This window comes from Streptomyces sp. NPDC055400 (assembly GCF_053644375.1).
Genome location: NZ_JBSHLM010000012.1, coordinates 262,758 through 282,767, shown reverse-complemented (window position 1 = coordinate 282,767; position 20,010 = coordinate 262,758). Strand labels below are relative to the sequence as shown.

The window sequence follows — 20,010 nt, the reverse complement described above, 5'->3', positions numbered from 1 at the left end:
AGACTTTCGCGCCCCCCTTTTTTGGACCTACCCCCAGAAGGCGTCGGCGAGGGCGACCCCCGCGAAGGCGGCTCCGAGGCCGGAGGCGACACTCGCGGCCACGTTGGTCACGGCGAAGAGCCGCGCCCCGTCCTCCCCGAGCCGGAGCGTCTCGTACGAGAACGTCGAGTACGTCGTCAAGGCCCCGCACAGGCCCGTGCCGATGAGCAGCTGCACCTGCGACGAGGCGGCACCCGCGGCGACGGCGCCGGTCAGCAGGCCGAGCACGAGGCTGCCGCACACGTTCACCGTGAACGTGCCCCACGGGAACACGCTGTCGTGGCGGGTCTGGACGGCCCGGTCGGTGAGATAGCGCAGGGGTGCGCCGACCATCGCGCCTGCGATCACGAGCAGCCAGTTCACGCCCGCGTTCCGCCCTTCTCCCGGCCCACGTACCGGATGACCTCGCAGTCGTCGAGGACGACCAGGCCCTGTGACACCAGCTCGTCCAGCTCCGGCAGGAACGCCCTGATCCGTTCCTCGGTGTCGACGATCACGACGGCCACGGGCAGGTCCTCGCTGAGCGACAGCAGCCGCGAGGTGTGGATCAGGGACGACGCCCCGAACCCCTCGATGCCGCGGAAGACGCTCGCCCCCGCGAGGCCCGCCTTGTGCGCCCGGTGCACGATCTCGCTGTACAGGGGCTTGCGGCGCCACGTGTGGTTCTCACCGATGAAGACGGTCAGTCGCAGGGCACGCCCGGTCAGTCGCGTCATCGCTTCCTCCACGCCAGCACGCGGCGCGTCAGCGCCACTCCGAGCCCGACGGCGGCGAGCGCCGCCAGGAGCGTCGCCGCGAGATAGACCAGGCCCGTACGGACCCGGCCGCCGTCCACCAGGCGCTGGATGTCCACCGCGTACGTCGAGAACGTGGTGAAGCCGCCCAGGACGCCGGTGCCGAAGAACGGCCGCACCAGGCGGTGCGCCGCCCACACATCGGTGATGACCACCATGAACACGCCGATCACGAAACAGCCGAGCGTGTTCACCCACATCGTCGTCCAGGGGAACGCCCCGGGCGACGTGGGCCACAGGAGCGCGGCGCCGTAGCGGGAACAGGCACCGACGGCGCCGCCGAGCGAGACGACCGCCACGATCGGGCCCTGTGCCCGCAGCCCCCCGCGCCTCTGGGCCGGCACGCGCAGATCGACGTCCGGATCACGGGGTTCGTCCACCGCCGGGGACTGCCCACCTGTCATCCGTACCCGTCTCCTCCTCGGCCCAGTGCCGCGCCACCACTGAAGATCACCGTCTGCGATCAGCTTATAGCCGGTCCGGACGCGCCGTTAATGTCCCGTTGTCCCCGGCGAAAGATGGCCATGGTGTCCTGCCGGAACACCGGCTTACGGGTCCCAGGGAGGAGTCACACATGACACAGGTCGAGCTGCGCAGCGTCGACGAGCTGATGGATCTCCTGCACGCCTGCCGCGGCGCGTGGGACACCCCCGACCGCAGCGGCGACCCCGTCGATCTGCACGACCACGCGCTGCAGACCGCCGCGCTGCTGCGCCGCGGCCACCCCAGCGACAAGGAGCTCCAGCTCGCGGGGCTCGTCCACGACATAGGCCACCTGCTGCGCCCGGGCGACGACGCGGGTCACGCGGACACCGCGGCGGCCGCCGTGCGGGGGCTGCTCGGGGAGCGGGTCGCCCGTCTTGTGCAGCTGCACGTCCCGGCGAAGCGCTACCTCGCGACATCGGATCCGGCGCGCGGCCTGTCACCGCAGAGCGCGCTGACGCTGGAGACGCAGGGCGGGCCGATGACGCCCGAGGAGGCGGCGGCGTTCGCCCATGACCCGCTGGCCGACGACGCGGTGACGCTGCGTCAGGCGGACGACGCGGGCAAGGTCGTGGGCCTCGACGCGGGGGTCATGGAGGACTGGCGGCCGGTGGTGGAGCTGGTCGCGCAGGGGGTCCGTTCCAGCAACTTCACACCATCCCTACGTAGTTGACATGTCGGACTGACGCCCCGTCATGAGACCGTACGCCCCATGACTTCGGAGCTCTCGCTGGAAGGCAGGGTGGCCGTCGTGACAGGGGGGTCGCGGGGCATCGGCCGGGCCGTCGCCGTGGCGCTCGCGGCGGCCGGGGCGCGGTTGTGTGTGACGGCGCGCGATCCGGACGGGGTCCGCGAGACCGTCGCCGCGCTGACGAAGAGCGGCGCCGAAGCGATGGGACTGGCGGGGTCCGTCGCCGACCCCGCGCATCTGTGGGAGCTGACGGAGCGGGCCCTCGACGCGTTCGGCCGGCTCGACATCCTGGTGAACAACGCCGCGACCAATGAACCGTACGGGCCGCTGATGGAGGCGGATCCGGAGGTCTGGCGCGAGGCGTTCACCGTCAACGTGGAGGCGCCGCTGCGGCTTGTGCGGTGCGCCTGGCGGGCCTGGATGTCGGAGCACGGCGGGGCCGTGGTGAACATCTGCACCGAGGGCGCCGGCCACGTCGGCCCGCGCGTCGGCGCCTACGGGACGAGCAAGGCGGCACTCCTGCACCTGACGCAGCAACTCGCGGGCGAACTGGCTCCGTCGGTGCGGGTCAACTCCGTCTCGCCCGGGCTCGTACGCACGGAGATGGCGCGCTTCGTTTGGGAGCACGCCGAGGAGTCCGTGGCGGCGGGGCTGCCGCTGGGCCGGATCGGGGAGCCGCAGGACGTGGCCCGGGCGGTGCGCTGGCTGGTGTCGGACGAGGCAGCCTGGGTGACGGGCGCCGACCTCCTGGTGGACGGCGGAACCCGGGTCAGGGCCGCGTCGCCGGACCTGACCGATTCCGTCCACCAGCAGCTCCGCCACCGGCTGCCTGGCACTCGCTAGCGCACTACCACTTGCCGGGCGCGTAGTCCTTCATGAAGACGCCGTACAGGTCCTCGCCCGCCTCGCCCCGGACGACCGGGTCGTAGACGCGGGCCGCGCCGTCGATCAGGTCGAGGGGGGCGTGGAAGCCCTCGTCGGCGAGGCGCAGCTTGTCGTAGTGCGGGCGCTCGTCGGTGATCCAGCCCGTGTCGACCGAGGTCATGAGGATGCCGTCGGTCTGGAACATCTCCTGCGCGCTGGTCCGCGTCACCATGTTCATGGCGGCCTTCGCGGCGTTCGTGTTCGGGTGCCCCGCGCCCTTGTAGCCGCGGCCGAAGACGCCCTCCATCGCCGAGACGTTCACGACGTACGCGCGTCCGCTGGACGCCTTCTTCGCGGCGTCGGCCATCGCCGGGCGCAGCGCGCTGATCAGGATGAACGGCGCCGTGTAGTTGCAGAGCTGGGTCTCGAGGAGCTCCACCGGGGAGATCTGCTCGATCGTCTGCACCCACGTGTTGCTGTCGACGACGTCGGGGACGAGGCCGCCCGCGTCGATGGCGCTGCCGTCACGGTGCCGGGCGACGCTGGCGTTGCCGGCGACCAGGGCGAGATCGGCGACCTTCTGGGCGTCGAGGCCGGAGATACCGGCGGGCAGCGCGGTCAGGCCGTCGACCGCGCCGGAGTTGAACGCGCCGATGACGTGGTGGGCGGGGAGCTCACCGGCCGGCAGCGGGGCGCTCTCGCCCTCGACGAGGGCGGCGTACGCGGAGGGCAGCCGGCGTACGGTCTGCGTCGCGTTGTTGATGAGGATGTCCAGCGGGCCCTGCTCGGCGACCTGCTCGGCGAGCGCCACGGCCTGGGCCGGGTCCCGCAGGTCGATGCCGACGACCACCAGGCGGTCCATCCAGTCCGCCGAGTCGTCCATCGCCTTGAAGCGGCGGATGGCGTCCTTGGGGAAGCGCGTCGTGATCGTCGTGTGCGCGCCGTCACGCAGCAGGCGCAGCGCGATGTACATGCCGATCTTGGCGCGGCCGCCGGTGAGCAGGGCGCGCTTGCCGGAGAGGTCGGCGCGGATGTCGCGCTTGGCGCGGTTCACGGTGGCGCACTCGGGACAGAGCTGGTGGTAGAAGTAGTCGACTTCCACGTACCGGGCCTTGCAGGTGTAGCAGGAGCGGGGACGCTGGAGTATCCCCGCGAGCTTGCCCTCCTCGACCTGCGAGGACGGCAGGAGGCCCTCGGTCTCGTCGTCGATGCGCTCGGCGGAGCCGGTCGCGGTCGCCTCGGTGACGGCCTTGTCGTGGGCGGTCTTCGCGGCGCGGCGCTCCTGGCGGCGGCGCTGCTTCACGGTCCGGTAGACACCGGCCGTGGCGCGCCTGACCTGGATCGCGTCGGGGTGGTCCACATCGAGCTTGTCGAGTTCGTCGAGCACGCTCAGGCAGACGGCCAGCCGCTCGGGGTCGATCCCGGGGCCGAACGACTCCTGCGACACCACCATGGCGTCGGTGGCGCCCGTCGGGCTGTCCTGTGTCATCGTCATCGCCGCTGCGTTCCTCGCGTCACTCGGACCGCGGCGTGCTGTGAGTGACCGCGGATACTCCCAAAAGGCGGAACCTTACAACCTGCTGTCGACATTCCGCCAAGTGGGCAGTTTATCCCGCTCCCGGGCCCTTCCGGGAACGCCGGTCCTTGACCTTGATCCGGTACGGCCGTAGAACGCGGCCCGCCCCCTCCCCCGTCAGGACGGACCGCCCCCCGTCAGACCGTTCCCCGCACCGTCTCGCACACGCGCACCAGCGCCGCGAGTTCCTCGCGGATGCCGGTCGCGAGTACGTCCAGGTCGGGGACCGCGGCCGCGTCGGCGACCAGGCCGTAGTGGACACGCCCCCGGTACGTGGACACCGCGACCGCGAGGGACTGTCCCTGCGCCAGTGGCGCGAGGGGGTAGACCTCGGTGAGCGGGCAGCCGCCGAGCCGCAGGCCGAGGCTCGGCAGCGGAACGCTCGTGACGAGGATGTCGAACAGGAGCCGGGCCGCCTGGGCGACGACGGGCCCGCCGATCATGTGACCGAGCGGCGGCACATGGTCGGCGAGCAGGGCCACTGCGCCGGCGCCGCGCTGCGGGCCCGCGTCCTTGTTGTGGTCCATGGCCGTACGGACCGCGCGCAGCCGGGCGAGCGGGTCCCGCTCGTCGACCGGCAGCTTCACCAGGTAGCCGGAGAGGCGGTTGCCCTGAGGGTGGGCCGTGCGGGGACGGCGCCGCGAGACGGGGATCAGGGCCCGCGGGCGCACCCCTTCGCTGCCGTTGCCGCGCTCGTCGAGCCAGCGCCTCAGGGCCCCGGCGACGACGGCGATGAGGACGTCGTTGACGGTGCCGCCGACCGTCTTGCGGACCCGGTGCACATCGTCGAGTTCGAGGACGACGCCCTCGGTGCTGCGGGTGCCCGTGGCGTTCGAGGAGAAGGCGGGCGAGGTGTGCACGTCCCAGGTGGCGCGGACGACGGAGGTGCCGATGTCGAGCGCCGTGACGGCACTGGAGGCGCCCTCCCGCAGGAGGCCGGGCAGCTTGCGCGGGTCGAGGTCGCCGAGCCGCAGGTCGCGCATGCCGGGGAACGGCAGCCGGAACCCGCGGGGCGCCGCGACGGCGGGCGCCGTCCGCGAGACGGGCAGGTCCATCGGGTCCATCACCCCGGCGGCGAGCGTCAGCGCCCGCAGCCCGTCGGCCAGCGCGTGGTGGAACTTGAACAGGACGGCGAACGAGGTGCCGTCCGCGCCCGGCAGGACATGCGCCTCCCATGGGGGCCTCGCCCGGTCGAGCGGTCGCTCCATCAGGGCGCCGGCCGCGGCGTGGAAGTCCGCGGTGGGCTCGCTGAGCCGTACGTGGTCGAGCGGATCGAAGTCGGGTACGGGCACGCGTGCCGCGCCGCCGACGGGGATCCGTACCCCCTTGATGCGCATGCGCAGGCCGGGGACCGCGGGGGCGCGGGCGGCGAGCAGCTCCACCGCGTGCTGGACATCACCCGGCGAGCTCGCGGCGAACACTCCCAACGCGCCCAGGTGCATCGGGTGTTCGGCGGTCTCGATGTTCCAGAACGCCAGGTCGAGTGGTGCGAGGAGGTCCGGGCTCGGCGCGGGCCGAGAGTGCTGGGACTGGTGAGAGTTCACTGAGGGCCGCTCTCGCGTCGACGTCGGGGGAAAGCAGTCAACCGCTCTCCAGTGATTACGGTCAAGTACGATCAAGCTACACACAGTAAACAACAGATTAAGACCCGCCCCTCCGATGAAGGGGCGGGTCTCGTGGTGCTGGTGGGGCGTGCGGTGCCGCTACTTCAGCGCCGGCGGCGCCGCGTCGGCGGAGGTGCCCCAGGTGGAGGGCTTGTCGCCGACCGTGAAGGACAGCTCCCGCAGCCCGCGGATGTCGTCCGTGGTCAGATACGTCTTCCCCAAAGCGGTCCCGTCGGACTGCGCCGACTGGATGTACCGCGCCGAGTCCGAGGTCCCCGGAGCCTTCACCGTGAGGCGGCCCTTCGGGTAGTAGCGCCGGTCGAGGGTCACGTCCACCCGCTCGAAGACCGGGGTCGACAGGCCCCAGGTGTCCGTGCCGGGCTGGACCGGGAAGATGCCGATCGACGACAGGACGTTCCAGGCGGACATCGTCCCGAGGTCGTCATTTCCGGTCATGCCGGTGGGGGCGTCCGTGAAGAGCGTGAGCGCCGCGTGCACGACGTCGGTGGTCTTCCAGGGCTGACCGGTCGAGAGGTACGTGTAGGGCGCGATCAGGTCGGGCTCGTTCTGCGGGTTGTACTTGTCCGCGTTGTAGTAGTCGTACGGACCGTTGACCCACACCTCGCGGGCGGTCTTCGCGGGGTCCTGCACCAGCTGGTCGTACGCGAAGAACGAGTCGAGGCGGTCGTTGGCCGGCTTGGTGCCGCCGATCAGGCCGACCATCCCGGGCAGGTCCTGCGGGACCAGCCACTGGTACTGCCAGGACGTGCCCTCGTGGAAGCCCTCGCTCTTGGCGGGGTCGGCCGGGCCGGTGAAGGTGCCCGCCGCGTCCCGCGCCCGGAAGAAGCCGGTCGAACTGTCGAAGATCTTCCGGTAGTTCTGCGCCCGCCGCGCGTACCGCGCCGCGTCGTCCTTGTGGCCCAGGTCCTTCGCCATCTGCCCGAGCATCGCGTCGGACAGCGCGTACTCCAGGGTGGCGGATGCGCCGTGGTCGTAGTCGGAGTCGCCCGGCTTCACGTGCGCGCGGTTCTTGATGTACGGCGCGAAGCCGTCGGCGATGTACTCCTTGTTGGCCTCACGGCCGACCGGCGCGGAGTCGGCGGGCGGGACTCCGTCGGCGTTCTTCTTCAGCGCGCGGTACGCCTGCTCCGCGTAGCCCTCGGATCCCTTGAGCAGACCCTGCTGATAGGCGTTCGTGAGGAACGGGGTGACCGGGTCACCCGTCATGATGTTCGTCTCGACCGTGCCGTAGCCCCACTTGGGCAGCCAGCCGCTCTCCTCGTCGATCTTGATGACGGAGATCGCCATGTCGCGGGACTCGCGCGGCGCGAGCAGCGACAGGAGCTGCGCCTGCGTGCGGTAGGTGTCCCAGAGGGACCAGTTCTGGTAGTACGTGTAGCCCTTGGCGCGGTGGATCTTCTGGTCCCAGCCGGTGTAGCGGCCGTCGACGTCGCTGCCGATGTTCGGCGCGAGGAACGAGCGGTACAGGGACGAGTAGAAGGTGCGGCGGAGCGTGTCGCCGCCGCCCTGCGCCTTGACGTCGTCGAGCCGGTCCTCCCAGGCGGCCTGCGCCGCGTGCTCGACACGGTCGTACGAACGGCCGCCCTCGGAACGGAGGTTGAGTGCCGCGCCCTTCGCGTCGACGTACGAGATCGCCGTGGTCGCCTCGACGCTGCGGTCCTTGGACGTGTCGAAGCGCACGAACGCGCCGCTGCGCTCGCCTGTGGCCGTCGACTCCTTGGAGCCCTCGGTGACCGCGTCGCCCTTCCATGTGCCCGACGTGGTGAACGGCCGGTCGAAGCGGGTGATCGTGTACACCGTGTACGGCTTCGTGTCCTGGCAGAAGCCGCTGCCGGTGATGGCTGTGCGGACGGTGCGGCTGTCGAGGATCTCGACCTTGGTGTTCAGGGTCTTGTGCAGCGACTGGCCCGCGTTGATGAGGACGTTGGCCTTGTCGGTGGCGGGGAAGGTGTAGCGCTGCACGCCGGTCCGCTTCGTCGCGGTCAGCTCGGCCTCGATTCCCGTCTTCAGACCGACCTTGTACGAGCCGGGGCTCGCCTTCTCGTTGTCGTGGCTGAACTCGGCCGCGTACTTGGCGTAGTCGGTCGACGTGATGTCGCCGGTCGTGGGCAGCACGGGCAGATCGCCGCCGAGCCCGCAGCCGACGCCGGACAGATGCACCGTGGAGAAGCCGCGGATGTGGTTCTCGGAGTAGTCGTAACCCGTGTTGTGGCCCGTGTCGGGCGAGAACTGCACCATGCCGAAGGGCACGGCGGCGCCCGGGTAGGTGTTGCCCTCGTTCTCGGTGCCGATGAACGGGTTGACCAGATCGGTGAGCCGGCCCTCGTCGGACACGGCCGCCTGGGCCGACGGCACGGCGAGCGCACCGCCCAGGAGCGCGGCCGCCGCCACCGCCGTCCCCGCTCCGCGCAGCCGTTGGGTCCATCTCATGGCGAGACCGCCTCCTCGAGTACTAGACAACGTTGTCAAAACGCAGCGCGGTCATTCTTCTGGCGCGTGCGTGTACTCGTCAAGGGACACGACAGCGGGAGCCTGCGAACGAGGCACGGCACAAGGCACCCGCCGACGAGGGGTCAGGTCCGGTCAGACGACGACCTGCCGGCCCTTCCCCAGTGCGATCACCCCGCCCTTCGACACCGTGTACAGCTCGGCGTCCCGCCCCGGGTTGACGCCGATGGCCGCCCCCGGCGGGACGTCCACGTTCTTGTCGAGCACGGCTCCGCGCACCACCGCGCCCCTGCCGATCCGCACGTTGTCGTGCAGGACCGAGCCCTGGACGACGGCGCCTTCCTCGACGGTGACACCCGGGGAAAGGACGGAGCGGGTGACCTGGCCGCGGATGACGCAGCCCGGGCTGACGATCGACTGCCCCGCGATACCGCCCGCGCAGAACTTGGCGGGCGGCAGCTGCCCGGGGTGCGTGTAGATGGGCCAGCGCCGGTTGTCCAGGTTGAAGGCGGGCTTGTCCGAGAGCAGGTCGAGGTGGGCCTCGTAGTACGCGTCGAGGGTGCCGACGTCGCGCCAGTAGCCGTGCTCGTGGGGCGTCTCGCCGGGGACGTGGTTGCCGTCGAAGTCGTAGAGCTGGGCGACGCCGCGATCGGTGAGCATCGGCAGGATCGAACCACCCATGTCATGAACGGAGTCGGGCGTCTCGGAGTCCTGCTGCAACGCGTCGATGAGGGCCTTCGTGGTGAAGACGTAGTTGCCCATGGAGGCGAAGACCTCGTGCGGGGAGCCGGGGATGCCGGGTGGGTCGGCCGGCTTCTCGAGGAAGCGGTCCACGCTCGTGCCGTCACCGGCCGGCGTGATGATCCCGAACGCCGAGGCGTCCGCGCGGGGTACGCGGATGCCCGCGACCGTGACGCCCGCGCCGCTCTCGATGTGCTGCTGGAGCATCTGGCGCGGGTCCATGCGGTAGACGTGGTCGGCGCCGAACACCGCTATGTAGTCGGGCTGTTCGTCGTGGACCAGGTTCAGGGACTGGAGGATGGCGTCCGCGCTGCCGAGGTACCAGCGCGGGCCGAGTCGCTGCTGGGCCGGTACGGGCGTGACGTAGTTGCCGAGCAGGCTCGACATGCGCCAGGTCGTCGTGACGTGCCGGTCGAGCGAGTGCGACTTGTACTGGGTCAGGACGCAGATACGCAGGATGTCCGCGTTGACCAGGTTGGACAGGACGAAGTCGACGAGGCGGTACGTGCCGCCGAAGGTGACCGCCGGTTTCGCCCGGTCGGCGGTGAGTGGCAGCAGGCGCTTGCCCTCCCCGCCCGCCAGTACGATCCCGAGCACCGAAGGTCCACCGCGCATCCCAGCCCCCAGCTTCACCTTGAGGATCCAATTGGCCTTGTTGACGGACTACTTCACCTTGAGGATCTCGTCGTACACGTCGGCCGTGCGCCGGGCCACGGTGTCCCAGCCGAACTCGCGCTCCGCGCGCTCCCGCCCGGCGGCGCCCATGCGTGCCGCCTCGCCGGGGTCACCCACCAGCCGGTTCAGGGCCCGCGCGAGCCCGCTCTCGAACGCCCGCGGGTCACGCTCCTCGTAGGGCACGAGGAGGCCGGTCGTCCCGTCGGCGACGACCTCCGGGATGCCTCCGACGGCGGAGGCCACGACGGCGGTGCCGCACGCCATCGCCTCCAGGTTCACGATGCCGAGCGGTTCGTACACCGACGGGCAGACGAACGCCCGTGCGTGGGTGAGGAGTTGGACCAGTTCGGTACGGGGCAGCATCTGCGGAATCCAGTGGACGCCGCCCCGCAGCGCACGCAATTCGTCCACGAGGGTACGGAATTCACGCCCGACGGCCGGGGTGTCGGGCGCTCCGGCGCACAGGACCAGCTGAGCCGACGGGTCCAACTCCTTTGCCGCTCTGAGGAGATGCGGCACACCCTTCTGCCGTGTGATGCGTCCGACGAAGACGACGTACGGGCGGTCCTGGTCGATGCCGATGCGGGCGAGGACGTCCGTGGCGGGGTCGGGGCGGTAGAGGGCGGAGTCGATGCCGTTGTGGACGACGCGGACCTTCGCCGGGTCGATCGCCGGATAGCAGGCCAGGATGTCGTCGCGCATGGCTCCCGAAACCGCGATGACCGCGTCGGCCGCCTCGACGGCGGTGCGCTCGGCCCAGCCCGACAGGGCGTATCCGCCGCCGAGCTGCTCGGCCTTCCAGGGGCGCAGGGGTTCGAGCGAGTGCGCGGTCACGATGTGCGGGATGCCGTGGAGCAACTTGCCTAGGTGGCCCGCCAGATTGGCGTACCAGGTGTGGGAGTGGACGAGTTCGCGGCCTTCGAGCGCGGCGGCGATGGACAGGTCCACGGAGAAGGTGCGCAGTGCGTCGTTCGCCCCGTCGAGCGCCTGCCACGCGCGGTGGCGCCGCAGCCCCTCGGCACCGCCCTCGCCCCACGTGTGGACGTCGAGGTCGACGAGGGGTCGTAACTCCCTTGCGAGGAACTCGACATGGACGCCCGCGCCGCCGTAGACGTCCGGCGGGTACTCCCGGGTCAGCAGCCCCACTCTCATGCAGAACCCCCGTCGTCCGTAGCGTGCCCGGCCGCGCACCTTCATGGTCACCCAGAAGCGGCCGGTGGGGAAGAGTGCTGCGGCGGCCGCTCGAAGCAGCAGTCGCCGCAGAGACCGCCGCCGGGGGCACGGTAGATGAGGCAGCAGCTCGCGCGGCGGAAAGCGGTGCCGGTGCGGGTGCCGGTCGCGGTGAGGCGGGGGTCCGCGAAGAGTTCCGTGGTCAGGAGGCGGGCGCGGGCGGCGACGTCGGGGCGCCCGGCGCAGCGCGCCCAGCGGCTGATCTCGCGGGCGGCGCCGGCGAGCGCGGACCCGGCGTTGCCGCGCAGCAGCGGGGCCGAGACGCGGTAGCGGGCGCGCAGGGCGGCCGACAGCGGCTCCAGGTGGCGGTCCAGCACGAGCTCCGCGATGTGCGCGCTGTCGGCGGGGAGGTGCCCCGTACCGGCGAGGAACAGGTCGTCGGGCGCACTGGCACCGGGGTTCCAGTGCAGCAGCGCCGGGTCGAGGTCGGGGACGCGCCCGAAGAGCGCCGCGCTGCCGAGCGCCACCGACCAGAGGCGAGCGGCGAGGCCGAGTTGGGCGACGGACACCGCGACGCGCGGTTCGGGCACGGAGAGTGCCCGCGCGACCTTCTCGACGCGGTACGCGAGGGGGTCGCGGACCGATGCCCCGCTCTGATAGACGCGCTCCAGCGTCAGCGGATCACTCTCCGCTTCTCTCATGTCGCGCAGTACGAAGAATCCGCCGAGGAAACCGAGTTCGCGCAGGTCGATGTGGGCTGTCACGGCCTCAGTACAGCAAGTAGGCGTCCGCAGGTCACGGGTGGGGTGCGCCCCGGGTCCCCCACCGGGTGGAGGACCTGGGGCGGGTCGTACTCCATCGGCAGTAGGACCCAATGCGTGCTCAGGTACGACGACGCGAACGCCGGAAAGAGAGATCGTAGAGGTATGGAAACCGACCGTTCGCCGCACCACGGGATGCGCCGCCGCACAGTGAGGAGCGGCCGATGAGTGCACTCACGCTGGCTGTGCTGCTCTCCCTCGTCTCCGCGGTGGCGTACGCGGGCGGCGCGATCCTCCAGGAACGCGTCGCGGTGTCCACGCCCGAGCACGCTTACGCGCCGCTGCGCCGCCCGGTGTGGTGGTGCGCGGTCGCGCTCAACGGTCTGGGAGCAGTCCTGCACGTGGCGGCCCTGGCGTACGGGCCGCTCAGCCTCGTGCAGCCCCTCGGCGCGCTGACGATCGTGTTCGCGCTGCCGATGGCGGCGCTCTTCGTGCATCGCAAGGCCGGGGCCACCGCCTGGCGTGGCGCGATCATGGCCGCGGTGGGTCTCGCCGGTCTGCTCTCCCTCACGGGGTCGGCGTCCGAGCAGTCCCTCGAAGGCACGGAGCGGCTGATGGTCGCCCTCGTGACGGCCGGCACGGTCCTCGCCCTGATGACCCTCGCGCACGCGGTGCACCGCCACCCCGTGGTGCGCAGCGTCCTGCTCGCGGGCGCGGCGGGTGTCGCGTTCGGCATCGCGTCCGTCTTCACGAAGTCCGTGGCGGTGGAGTGGACGGAGGACGGGACGTTCGCCCAGTTCTCGAGCTTCCTGGTGATTGCGGCGCTCGCCACGTCCGGCCTGCTCCTGTCCCAGGCGTCGTACCGCGGCGCGGGCCTCGCGGCTCCGCTCGCCACGGTGACCGTCGTGAACCCGGTGGTCGCGGCGGCGGTCGGTCTCACCCTGTTCGGCGAAACGTTCCGATACGGCACGACAGGCACCGCCCTCGCGCTCGCGTGCGGTGTCGTCGCCGCGGGCGGCCTGATCCTGCTGACGACGGAACGGATCAGCGGGACGCGCAGGGCGGCCCCGGAGTCGGTCGTCGCGGCGATGCCCGCCCAGCCCACGCCCGGGTCACCGCGCGCGATCACCGACGGCGAGCCGCTGGTGCGGCGCGTCGGGGCGCCCGCGCGGGATGCCGATGCGCAGGTAGGCACCAAGGGCAGGGGCCGCCGTTACGACGAGTGGCACAGCCCCCGCGACGAGCGCATCAAATCCTGACGCCGTGCGCCCGCAGATACGCCAGCGGGTCGACGTCTGAACCGAAGCCGGGCCCCGTCCGCACCTCGAAGTGCAGATGCGGGCCCGTGCTGTTGCCCGTGGAGCCGGAGCGCGCGATGCGCTGGCCGGCCACGACCCGCTGTCCCGCCTTCACACTGAGCGCCGAGAGATGGCCGTACTGGCTGTACTTGCCGTCCGCGTGCCGGATCACGACCTCGTACCCGTACGAGCCGCCCCAGCCCGCGGAGACGACGTTGCCCGCGGCGATGGCCTTGACGGTCGTACCGGTGGACACGGCGAAGTCGACCCCCGTGTGGTAGCCCTTCGACCAGGAGGAACCCGCCGCGCGGTACGGGGTGCTGAGGTTCGCGGAGACGGGAGCGGTGACGTCGTGCGACGGGGCGGGCTTCTCGGTCCGGGGCCGGGTGGCGGTGGCCGTGCCGGTCTTTTTGGCGGGGGCCGCCGTCTCCCGTTTCTGGTCGCTCTTGTCGTGCTTCTGGGTCGGCTTCTGGGCCGGGTGTTCGCGTTTGTTTGGGGCGGCCGGGTCGCGCGGCTTCGCCGACGGGTGCAGGGCGAGGCGCTGTCCCGGCAGGATGAGGTCGGGGTCCGAGCCGATGGTGCGGCGGTTCGCCTCGTACAGCTTCCGCCATCCGCCCGGCACTTCGCGGGCGTCGGCGATGCCGGAGAGCGTGTCGCCGCCGACCACCGTGTACATCTGGGCCCTGCCCGCCGTCGACTGGGGCGTGACCTCGGGCTTGACGTCCTTCACCGTCCGCTGGGGCTTCTGCCGGACGGTTTCGGTGTGCGGTCCCGGAGTGTCGCCGCCGCGGGTCAGGCCCGCGCGGGCCGAGCAGACCGGCCAGGCACCGGGGCCCTGTCCGTCGAGGACTTTCTCGGCGACGGCGATCTGCTGGCCCCTGGTGGCGCGGTCGGCACGCGCGGCGTAGGCGGTGCCGCCGTAGGCCTCCCAGGTGGACTGCGTGAACTGGAGCCCGCCGAAGTAGCCGTTGCCGGAGTTGATGCTCCAGTTGCCGCTCGACTCGCAGGCCGCGACCTTGTTCCAGGTGTTCGCGTCGGCCGCGTGCGCCACGCCCGCGCCGATGAGAGGGATCGCCATACCCGCGCTGCCCGCGGTGACGGTGAGCGACGCCCGGTTGATCCGGTTCGGCTGATACCGGCGATGCCGGCCGCGTACGGCCATGGAAGCCCCCTCAGACACACGTCAGAAGCGGCAAGTTAGCCGCTCCGGCACACTCATGACAAGACCCGCACAGGGGTGACACGGGTAGTCAAGAGAGGTCAAGGGGGCATCCCTCAGGCGTAGTTCACATATCAGCCGCGCAACCGCAGCGGCAGCCAGTCGAGTTGGGCGGCCTGGTGGAAGGGCCCGCCGCCCTCGTGGTCGTTGAAGGTGTACACCTTGATCGTCTTGTCCTGCCCGGCATAGGAGTTGAACGCCGCGAAGACCGTGGAGGGCGGGCAGGTCTGGTCCTCGAGCGCCACCGAGAAGAGGGCGGGCGCGGTGCCGCGGGCCGCGAAGTGCACGCCGTCGAAGTACGACAGCGTGCGGAAGACCTGTTCGTCGGCGCCGATGTGCGCCTTCAGATACAGGGCTATCTCGCGGTACGGGTGGCGTTCGGTGAGGGTGGCCGCGCGGGGGAACTGGCACAGGAACGGCACGTCGGGCGCGATGGCGACGAGGTCGGGCACCAGCCCGCCGACCGCGATCGTGATGCCGCCGCCCTGGCTGCCCCCGAGCGCGGCGACGCGCGACGCGTCGACGAGGGGGTGCGAACGTGCCGCCTCGACCGCGCGCACGGCGTCGGTGAAGACACGCCGGTAGAAGTACTCGTGCGGGTCCTCGATACCGCGCGTCATGAAGCCGGAGTGCGCGGGTCCGCTGCCGACCGGGTCGGGGGTGTCGCCCACCCTGCCGCCGGAGCCCTGGCCGCGCGTGTCCATGACGAAGTGCGCGAAGCCGGCCGCGGCCCACATCAGGTTCGTGTGGGGCAGGCCGCGCCCGCCTCCGTAGCCGATGTACTCGACCACGGCGGGCAGCGGCCCGGTCGTCCCCGCCGGCAGGACGAGCCAGCCCTTGACCGGATGCCCGCCGAACCCGGCGTACGTAACATCGAAGACGTCGACCGCGGACAGCGGCACATCGACGGGGACGAAGCGCGCGTCGAGGTCGTGCTCACGCGCCTCGGCCAGGGTCTTCTCCCAGAACGCGTCGAAGTCCTCGGGCTGCGTCAACGTCGGCCGGTAGGCCCGCAGTTCGTCGAGCGGCAGGTCGAAATGAGGCACGGGCAGCTCCTCCTCCGTAGAGATATCCGTCGAGACTTCCGCAGCGAGTCCTGAGGGCTCGAGAGAGCGTCGCAGCGTCACGGTACGCCTCACCACGCTACAAATGAACAGGAACGATCACCTCCCTACGTCAGGAGCGACAGGCATGAGCAAGTCAGCGCAGATCGGTGTCACGGGGCTCGCTGTCATGGGGCGCAACCTCGCCCGGAACTTCGCCAGGAACGGCTACACGGTCGCCCTGCACAACCGCACCGCGTCCCGCACGCACGACCTCGTGGCGGAGTTCGGCGGCGAGGGCGAGTTCGTCCCCACCGAGACCGCGGAGGAGTTCGTGGCCGCGCTGGAGCGGCCGCGCCGCCTGGTGATCATGGTCAAGGCCGGTGACCCCACGGACGCGGTGATCCAGGAGTTCGCGCCCCTCCTGGAGACCGGCGACATGATCGTCGACGGCGGCAACGCCCACTTCGCTGACACCCGGCGCCGCGAGCGCGAACTGCGCGAGCGCGGCATCCACTTCGTCGGCACGGGCGTCTCCGGCGGCGAGGAGGGCGCCCTGAACGGGCCCAGCATCATGCCGGGCGGCAGCGAGGAGTCGTACGCGGCGCTCGGCCCGATGCTGGAGAAGATCTCCGCGAAGGCCAAGGACGGCGCCCCGTGCGTGACGCACGTCGGCCCGGACGGCGCCGGCCACTTCGTGAAGATGGTCCACAACGGCATCGAGTACGCCGATATGCAGCTCATCGGCGAGGCCTACCAGCTCCTGCGCGACGTGGCGGGCTACTCCCCCGCGCAGATCGCCGACATCTTCCGCAAGTGGAACACCGGCAGGCTCGACTCGTATCTGATCGAGATCACGGCCGAGGTCCTGTCGCACGTGGACGCGGCGACGGGCAAGCCCTTCGTGGACGTCGTCGTCGACGAGGCGGAGCAGAAGGGCACGGGGCGCTGGACCGTGCAGATCGCGCTCGACCTGGGCGTCCCGGTGTCGGGCATCGCCGAGGCCGTCTTCGCGCGCTCACTGTCCGGCCACGCGGACCTGCGCGCGGCCTCGAAGGACCTGGCGGGCCCGACGCCGACCGCGCTGAGCGAGCCGGAGGCGGCGGCGTTCGCCGATCGGGTCGAGCAGGCCCTGTACGCGTCGAAGATCGTGTCGTACACGCAGGGCTTCCACGAGATCACGGCGGGCAGCGAGGCGTACGGCTGGGACATCGACCTGGGCGCCGTCGCCTCGATCTGGCGCGGCGGCTGCATCATCCGGGCCGCGTTCCTCGACCGGATCACCGCCGCGTACGACGCCCGGCCCGACCTGCCGAGCCTCCTCGCGGACAAGACGTTCGCGCAGGAGATCGGCGCGGCGCAGGACGACTGGCGTGCCGTCCTGGTCGCCGCGACGGTCGAGGGCGTCCCGGCGCCCGGTTTCGCCGCCGCGCTCGCGTACTACGACGCGCTGCGCGCCGACCGCCTCCCCGCCGCGCTCACGCAGGGCCAGCGGGACTTCTTCGGCGCCCACACGTACCGCCGCACGGACCGCGAGGGCGCGTTCCACACGCTGTGGGGCGGCGACCGGTCCGAGGTGTCGGCGTAGGGGCTTGCCGCTACATGGGTGAAGGCTCCGGCTCGGGCGGCGCCGGCTCCGGGTCGGGGTTCGGCGGGCCCGGGGACGGCGGCGGGGGCGGGGGCTGCGGTGTGGGTCCCGGGCGGGGCGGCTCAGGCGCCGGGATCGGGGAGGGGAACGGCCCCGGATCGGGAACGTCGGGCCCCGGTGTCGGCGGGGTGACGGGATCGGGGATGGGATGCGTCATCGATTCCTCCAGGAGGGGTCGGAGGCCGGCCGCGCTCCGGCGGGGCGCGGCCGGTCCCTGCCACTGTCTCCCGGCACGCGTGCCCACGCCCGCCGGGTCCACACACCGCCCCCGCCGACGCTCAGCCCTTGATACGGGTGAGGCGTACGACGGGAATGTCCCGCTCGGTCTTCTTCTGGTAGTCCGCGTACGGGGCGAAGATCTCCACGAGATGGGGCCACACCCTGGCCTTTTCCTCCGGGGAGAGGGTCTCGGCGCGGGCGGCGAACCGCTCGGTCTCGACGCGCAGCCGCACGTCCGGGTTGGCCACCAGGTTCAGATACCACTCGGGGTGCTGGTCGGCGCCGCCCTTCGAGGCGACGATCAGGTAGTCGTCGCCGTCGCGGTCGTAGATCAGCACCGTGCGGCGCCACTTGCCGGAGTGACGCCCCTGGTAGTCGAGGAGCAGACAGGGCGCGCTCATCGGGCCGGGGATCGTGGTGCCCTCGGTGCCGCCGGACTCCTCGTAGAGGCGGGCCTGCTCGGCGACCCAGCCCGTGGGGCTGATCACGACGTCGGTGCCGGTCTCGTCCTGGGCCATCTGACTCTCCTCGTTCAGCTCAAGCCGGTCGCATGCGGTTCAACGCGTTCAACTCGGCTCAGCGTAGGCCGTGTTGCCCGCCGCCGCGCGCAGGCCGGGGCGGGGGCTGGAGAGGACGGGGACCGTCGTGGTGGTCCGGTCGGCCGCGGGCGCCATGGAGGCCTGGGCGAGCACGACGACGTCGGCATCGGTGAGGGCGTCCACGGCGGCGGCCACGAGGTCCCGGTACCCGTCCCGGTCACCGGCCTCGAAACGGTCCCAGGCCCCTGCCACCAGCACCGTGCGTACGTCGACGGGGCGGCCGGCGCGGGCGGCCTCCTCCTCGACGAGGGCGACGGTCGGGTCGAGGGTGCTCTCCAGGGCGGCGACCACGGCGACGGCCCGACCGGCTTCGACCGCGGCGGCGGCCATCGGCCGGTCCACGCGCAGGACGGGGACGCCGACGGCGGCGGACTGGGCCTCGGCGACGCCGCCGATGGTCGAGCAGGTGCAGAGCACGGCGCTCGCCCCGTCGGCCACGGCGGTTTCGAGGAGCGCGCGCACGTCGTCCGTGACGGCGTCGGGCCCGGCGGCCCTGGCCCGTTCGAGCAGGCTCTCGTCCACGAGGTGACGCAGGGCGAGACCGGGGTGGTCGGTGTCGCGCAGGGCGTCGAAGACGGGGACGTGGACCGGGGAAGTGTGCAGGAGGGCGAGGTTCACGCGGTCACCACTTGGTCGGGTCGTCGGCGAGAGCGCGCTGGGCGGCGTCCATCAGCTCGGGCGGGGCGACGGGGGCCTCTCCGGGGTGGCGCGCGGCCCACTCCACGACGAACGGGCACAGGGGCGCGACGGCGACGCTCTCGCGGGCGGCGATGGCGTACAGCTCGCGGGCCATCGATCCTGCGATGCCCCGGCCCTCGTGCTCGTGTTCCACGATGGTGTGCACGGGCACGAGGGCCCTCTCGGGCGCGTCGAGGACGAAGTACTGGATGTACCCGAAGACTGCACCTTCGGGCTCTCCCGCCGCACTGGCCACGAGGAGGCCCTTGTCCCGTTCGTCGCGGATCTCGATGTCGGTCATGGGGGTCTCCTCGCGTCTGCGGCGGGACGGTCAGCCGCCGGTGGCCGAGACCGCCTGAGGGCTGCGCTCCGTGTCCCCGCCGGGAACCGGCTCGGACGGGTCGGCGCCCAGGGCCACGATCCGGTTCTCCCGGTCCACGTGCACGACCTGGGGCCGCAGCGCACGCGCCTCGGCGTCGTCGACCTGAGCGTAACTGATGATGATCACGAGGTCCCCGGGATGCACGAGGTGGGCCGCGGCCCCGTTGATCCCGATGACACCGCTCCCCCGCTCCCCCTCGATGACGTACGTCTCCAGGCGGGCGCCGTTGTCGATGTCGACGATGTGGACCAGCTCGCCGGGCAGCAGATCGGCGGCGTCGAGGAGGTCACGGTCGATGGTGACGGACCCGACGTAGTGCAGGTCGGCCTGGGTGACGGTGGCGCGATGGATCTTGGACTTGAACAGAGTACGCAGCACTTTGGACTCCTGGAATACGGCTCCCTGCCGGCTTTTTGCAGGTCAAGGGCGTTGTTCACTGTACACCGGCATACCTTCGACTCGAAGACCTTCCAGAACATCGTGCACCGTGGCGAGCAGGTTCCTCACCTGCGCGATCTGCGCGAAACAAGCTGCCGCGAAGCCGTCGACCAGGAGCATGTACGGAAGACTCTCCCGGTCCAATGCTGATTGGATGCCGACTTACCTGATGAGTCATCAGGTAGGTCGAGGGATCCAGAGCAAGTTGCCGACCGGGGTCAGCGGCGGTGAGGTGGAGGACCAGGGCCGCGACCCGCTCCTCCACCACACGACCGAGCACTTCCGCTTTATTTCCCCTCTTCGCCATACCCAAGGCGCATGAAAAAGTCTCGGATGACGACGGTTGCAGGCGCCCGTTCGGCCAGGACTTCCAGCAGATCGGGGCGGATCACGACGGCACAACCGGTCCTCCGCGGCCAGGCGAGGTGGTAGGAGCGCCTCTCGTACTCGGTGCAGCAACAGGTAACAAGCCACTTCATCTGGGGATTTCGGCACGGCCGAGAGCACACACCTGATCATGCGTCGCCGTCACCGCCACCACAGCTTGCGGCCGAGCCGGCTCCGGCCGATGACTGCGAGCGCCGCACACTCCTGACACGTCGGCGCCACAGGGTGGGTG

Annotated in this window: 20 protein-coding genes; 4 read left to right on the top strand and 16 right to left on the bottom strand. The window is 71.1% G+C overall.

All coding sequences use genetic code 11. From position 1 onward, the window contains the following. Positions 1-27 precede the first annotated feature (27 nt). The 3 genes from crcB to ACWIGU_RS29900 are packed head-to-tail and all read right to left on the bottom strand — an operon-like array spanning position 28 to position 1,237. Positions 28-402, bottom strand: coding sequence for a fluoride efflux transporter CrcB (crcB, locus tag ACWIGU_RS29910; protein WP_454404805.1), 375 nt, complete (start codon positions 400-402; stop codon positions 28-30). Beyond that, entirely contained in the window at positions 399-755 is a 357-nt protein-coding gene (locus ACWIGU_RS29905; RefSeq protein WP_356288543.1) for a DUF190 domain-containing protein, read from the bottom strand. The genes crcB and ACWIGU_RS29905 overlap by 4 nt, the downstream gene beginning before the upstream one ends. After that, positions 752-1,237 (bottom strand): fluoride efflux transporter FluC, encoded by a 486-nt coding sequence (locus ACWIGU_RS29900; RefSeq protein WP_454404804.1) that lies wholly within the window; start codon positions 1,235-1,237, stop codon positions 752-754. The genes ACWIGU_RS29905 and ACWIGU_RS29900 overlap by 4 nt, the downstream gene beginning before the upstream one ends. Before the next feature lie 170 nt (positions 1,238-1,407). On the opposite strand from ACWIGU_RS29900, the gene ACWIGU_RS29895 reads away from it, so the two are divergent. After that, positions 1,408-1,989, top strand: a complete 582-nt coding sequence (locus ACWIGU_RS29895) for an inositol oxygenase family protein (protein WP_454404803.1) — start codon at positions 1,408-1,410, stop codon at positions 1,987-1,989. Between the two features lie 39 nt (positions 1,990-2,028). Further along, positions 2,029-2,850: an SDR family oxidoreductase gene (locus ACWIGU_RS29890; protein WP_454404802.1), complete on the top strand. Its 822-nt coding sequence runs from the start codon at positions 2,029-2,031 to the stop codon at positions 2,848-2,850. A 4-nt stretch (positions 2,851-2,854) separates the two neighbouring features. Here the strand turns inward: ACWIGU_RS29890 and ACWIGU_RS29885 are convergent, their stop codons facing one another. The 6 genes from ACWIGU_RS29885 to ACWIGU_RS29860 all read right to left on the bottom strand — a co-directional run bounded on the left by ACWIGU_RS29885 (position 2,855) and on the right by ACWIGU_RS29860 (position 11,870). Beyond that, on the bottom strand, positions 2,855-4,366 hold the full coding sequence (locus ACWIGU_RS29885) for an SDR family NAD(P)-dependent oxidoreductase (protein WP_454404801.1): 1,512 nt from the start codon (positions 4,364-4,366) through the stop codon (positions 2,855-2,857). Between the two features lie 218 nt (positions 4,367-4,584). Next, entirely contained in the window at positions 4,585-5,991 is a 1,407-nt protein-coding gene (locus ACWIGU_RS29880; protein ID WP_454404800.1) for a wax ester/triacylglycerol synthase family O-acyltransferase, read from the bottom strand. A 159-nt stretch (positions 5,992-6,150) separates the two neighbouring features. Further along, on the bottom strand, positions 6,151-8,502 hold the full coding sequence (locus ACWIGU_RS29875) for a GH92 family glycosyl hydrolase (protein ID WP_454404799.1): 2,352 nt from the start codon (positions 8,500-8,502) through the stop codon (positions 6,151-6,153). A gap of 153 nt (positions 8,503-8,655) precedes the next feature. After that, positions 8,656-9,876, bottom strand: coding sequence for a glucose-1-phosphate adenylyltransferase (gene glgC / locus ACWIGU_RS29870; protein ID WP_454404798.1), 1,221 nt, complete (start codon positions 9,874-9,876; stop codon positions 8,656-8,658). A 48-nt stretch (positions 9,877-9,924) separates the two neighbouring features. Further along, on the bottom strand, positions 9,925-11,088 hold the full coding sequence (gene glgA, locus ACWIGU_RS29865; RefSeq protein ID WP_454404797.1) for a glycogen synthase: 1,164 nt from the start codon (positions 11,086-11,088) through the stop codon (positions 9,925-9,927). 47 nt (positions 11,089-11,135) lie between these two features. After that, positions 11,136-11,870 (bottom strand): (2Fe-2S)-binding protein, encoded by a 735-nt coding sequence (locus ACWIGU_RS29860; RefSeq protein WP_454404796.1) that lies wholly within the window; start codon positions 11,868-11,870, stop codon positions 11,136-11,138. Positions 11,871-12,091: 221 nt separating this feature from the next. Between ACWIGU_RS29860 and ACWIGU_RS29855 the strand changes: the two genes are divergently transcribed. Continuing rightward, a complete protein-coding gene (locus ACWIGU_RS29855) occupies positions 12,092-13,126 on the top strand; it encodes a DMT family transporter (RefSeq protein ID WP_454404795.1) in 1,035 nt (344 codons plus the stop codon). Here the strand turns inward: ACWIGU_RS29855 and ACWIGU_RS29850 are convergent. Both ACWIGU_RS29850 and ACWIGU_RS29845 read right to left on the bottom strand, forming a co-directional pair. Beyond that, the gene (locus ACWIGU_RS29850) at positions 13,116-14,327 is read right to left on the bottom strand and encodes a transglycosylase family protein (RefSeq protein WP_454404794.1); all 1,212 of its coding nucleotides are present in this window, start codon (positions 14,325-14,327) and stop codon (positions 13,116-13,118) included. The genes ACWIGU_RS29855 and ACWIGU_RS29850 overlap by 11 nt on opposite strands. Before the next feature lie 131 nt (positions 14,328-14,458). Continuing rightward, a complete protein-coding gene (locus ACWIGU_RS29845; RefSeq protein WP_454404793.1) occupies positions 14,459-15,430 on the bottom strand; it encodes an acetylxylan esterase in 972 nt (323 codons plus the stop codon). 145 nt (positions 15,431-15,575) lie between these two features. Here ACWIGU_RS29845 and gndA point away from each other — a divergent pair, with 145 nt between their 5' ends. Continuing rightward, complete coding sequence (gene gndA / locus ACWIGU_RS29840) at positions 15,576-17,015, top strand: NADP-dependent phosphogluconate dehydrogenase (protein ID WP_454404792.1); 1,440 nt, start codon at positions 15,576-15,578, stop codon at positions 17,013-17,015. A 338-nt stretch (positions 17,016-17,353) separates the two neighbouring features. On the opposite strand, the gene ACWIGU_RS29835 is transcribed toward gndA, so the two are convergent. From ACWIGU_RS29835 to ACWIGU_RS29815, 5 genes are read right to left on the bottom strand one after another with little or no spacing between them, the layout of a single operon-like run. Then, a complete protein-coding gene (locus ACWIGU_RS29835) occupies positions 17,354-17,812 on the bottom strand; it encodes a nitroreductase family deazaflavin-dependent oxidoreductase (protein WP_454404791.1) in 459 nt (152 codons plus the stop codon). Between the two features lie 48 nt (positions 17,813-17,860). Then, the gene (locus ACWIGU_RS29830) at positions 17,861-18,511 is read right to left on the bottom strand and encodes an aspartate/glutamate racemase family protein (RefSeq protein WP_454404790.1); all 651 of its coding nucleotides are present in this window, start codon (positions 18,509-18,511) and stop codon (positions 17,861-17,863) included. 4 nt (positions 18,512-18,515) lie between these two features. Beyond that, complete coding sequence (locus tag ACWIGU_RS29825) at positions 18,516-18,872, bottom strand: GNAT family N-acetyltransferase (RefSeq protein WP_454404789.1); 357 nt, start codon at positions 18,870-18,872, stop codon at positions 18,516-18,518. Positions 18,873-18,902: 30 nt separating this feature from the next. After that, positions 18,903-19,331: an aspartate 1-decarboxylase gene (panD, locus tag ACWIGU_RS29820; protein ID WP_454404788.1), complete on the bottom strand. Its 429-nt coding sequence runs from the start codon at positions 19,329-19,331 to the stop codon at positions 18,903-18,905. Positions 19,332-19,373: 42 nt separating this feature from the next. Continuing rightward, entirely contained in the window at positions 19,374-19,511 is a 138-nt protein-coding gene (locus ACWIGU_RS29815; RefSeq protein ID WP_454404787.1) for a hypothetical protein, read from the bottom strand. Positions 19,512-20,010 lie beyond the last annotated feature (499 nt).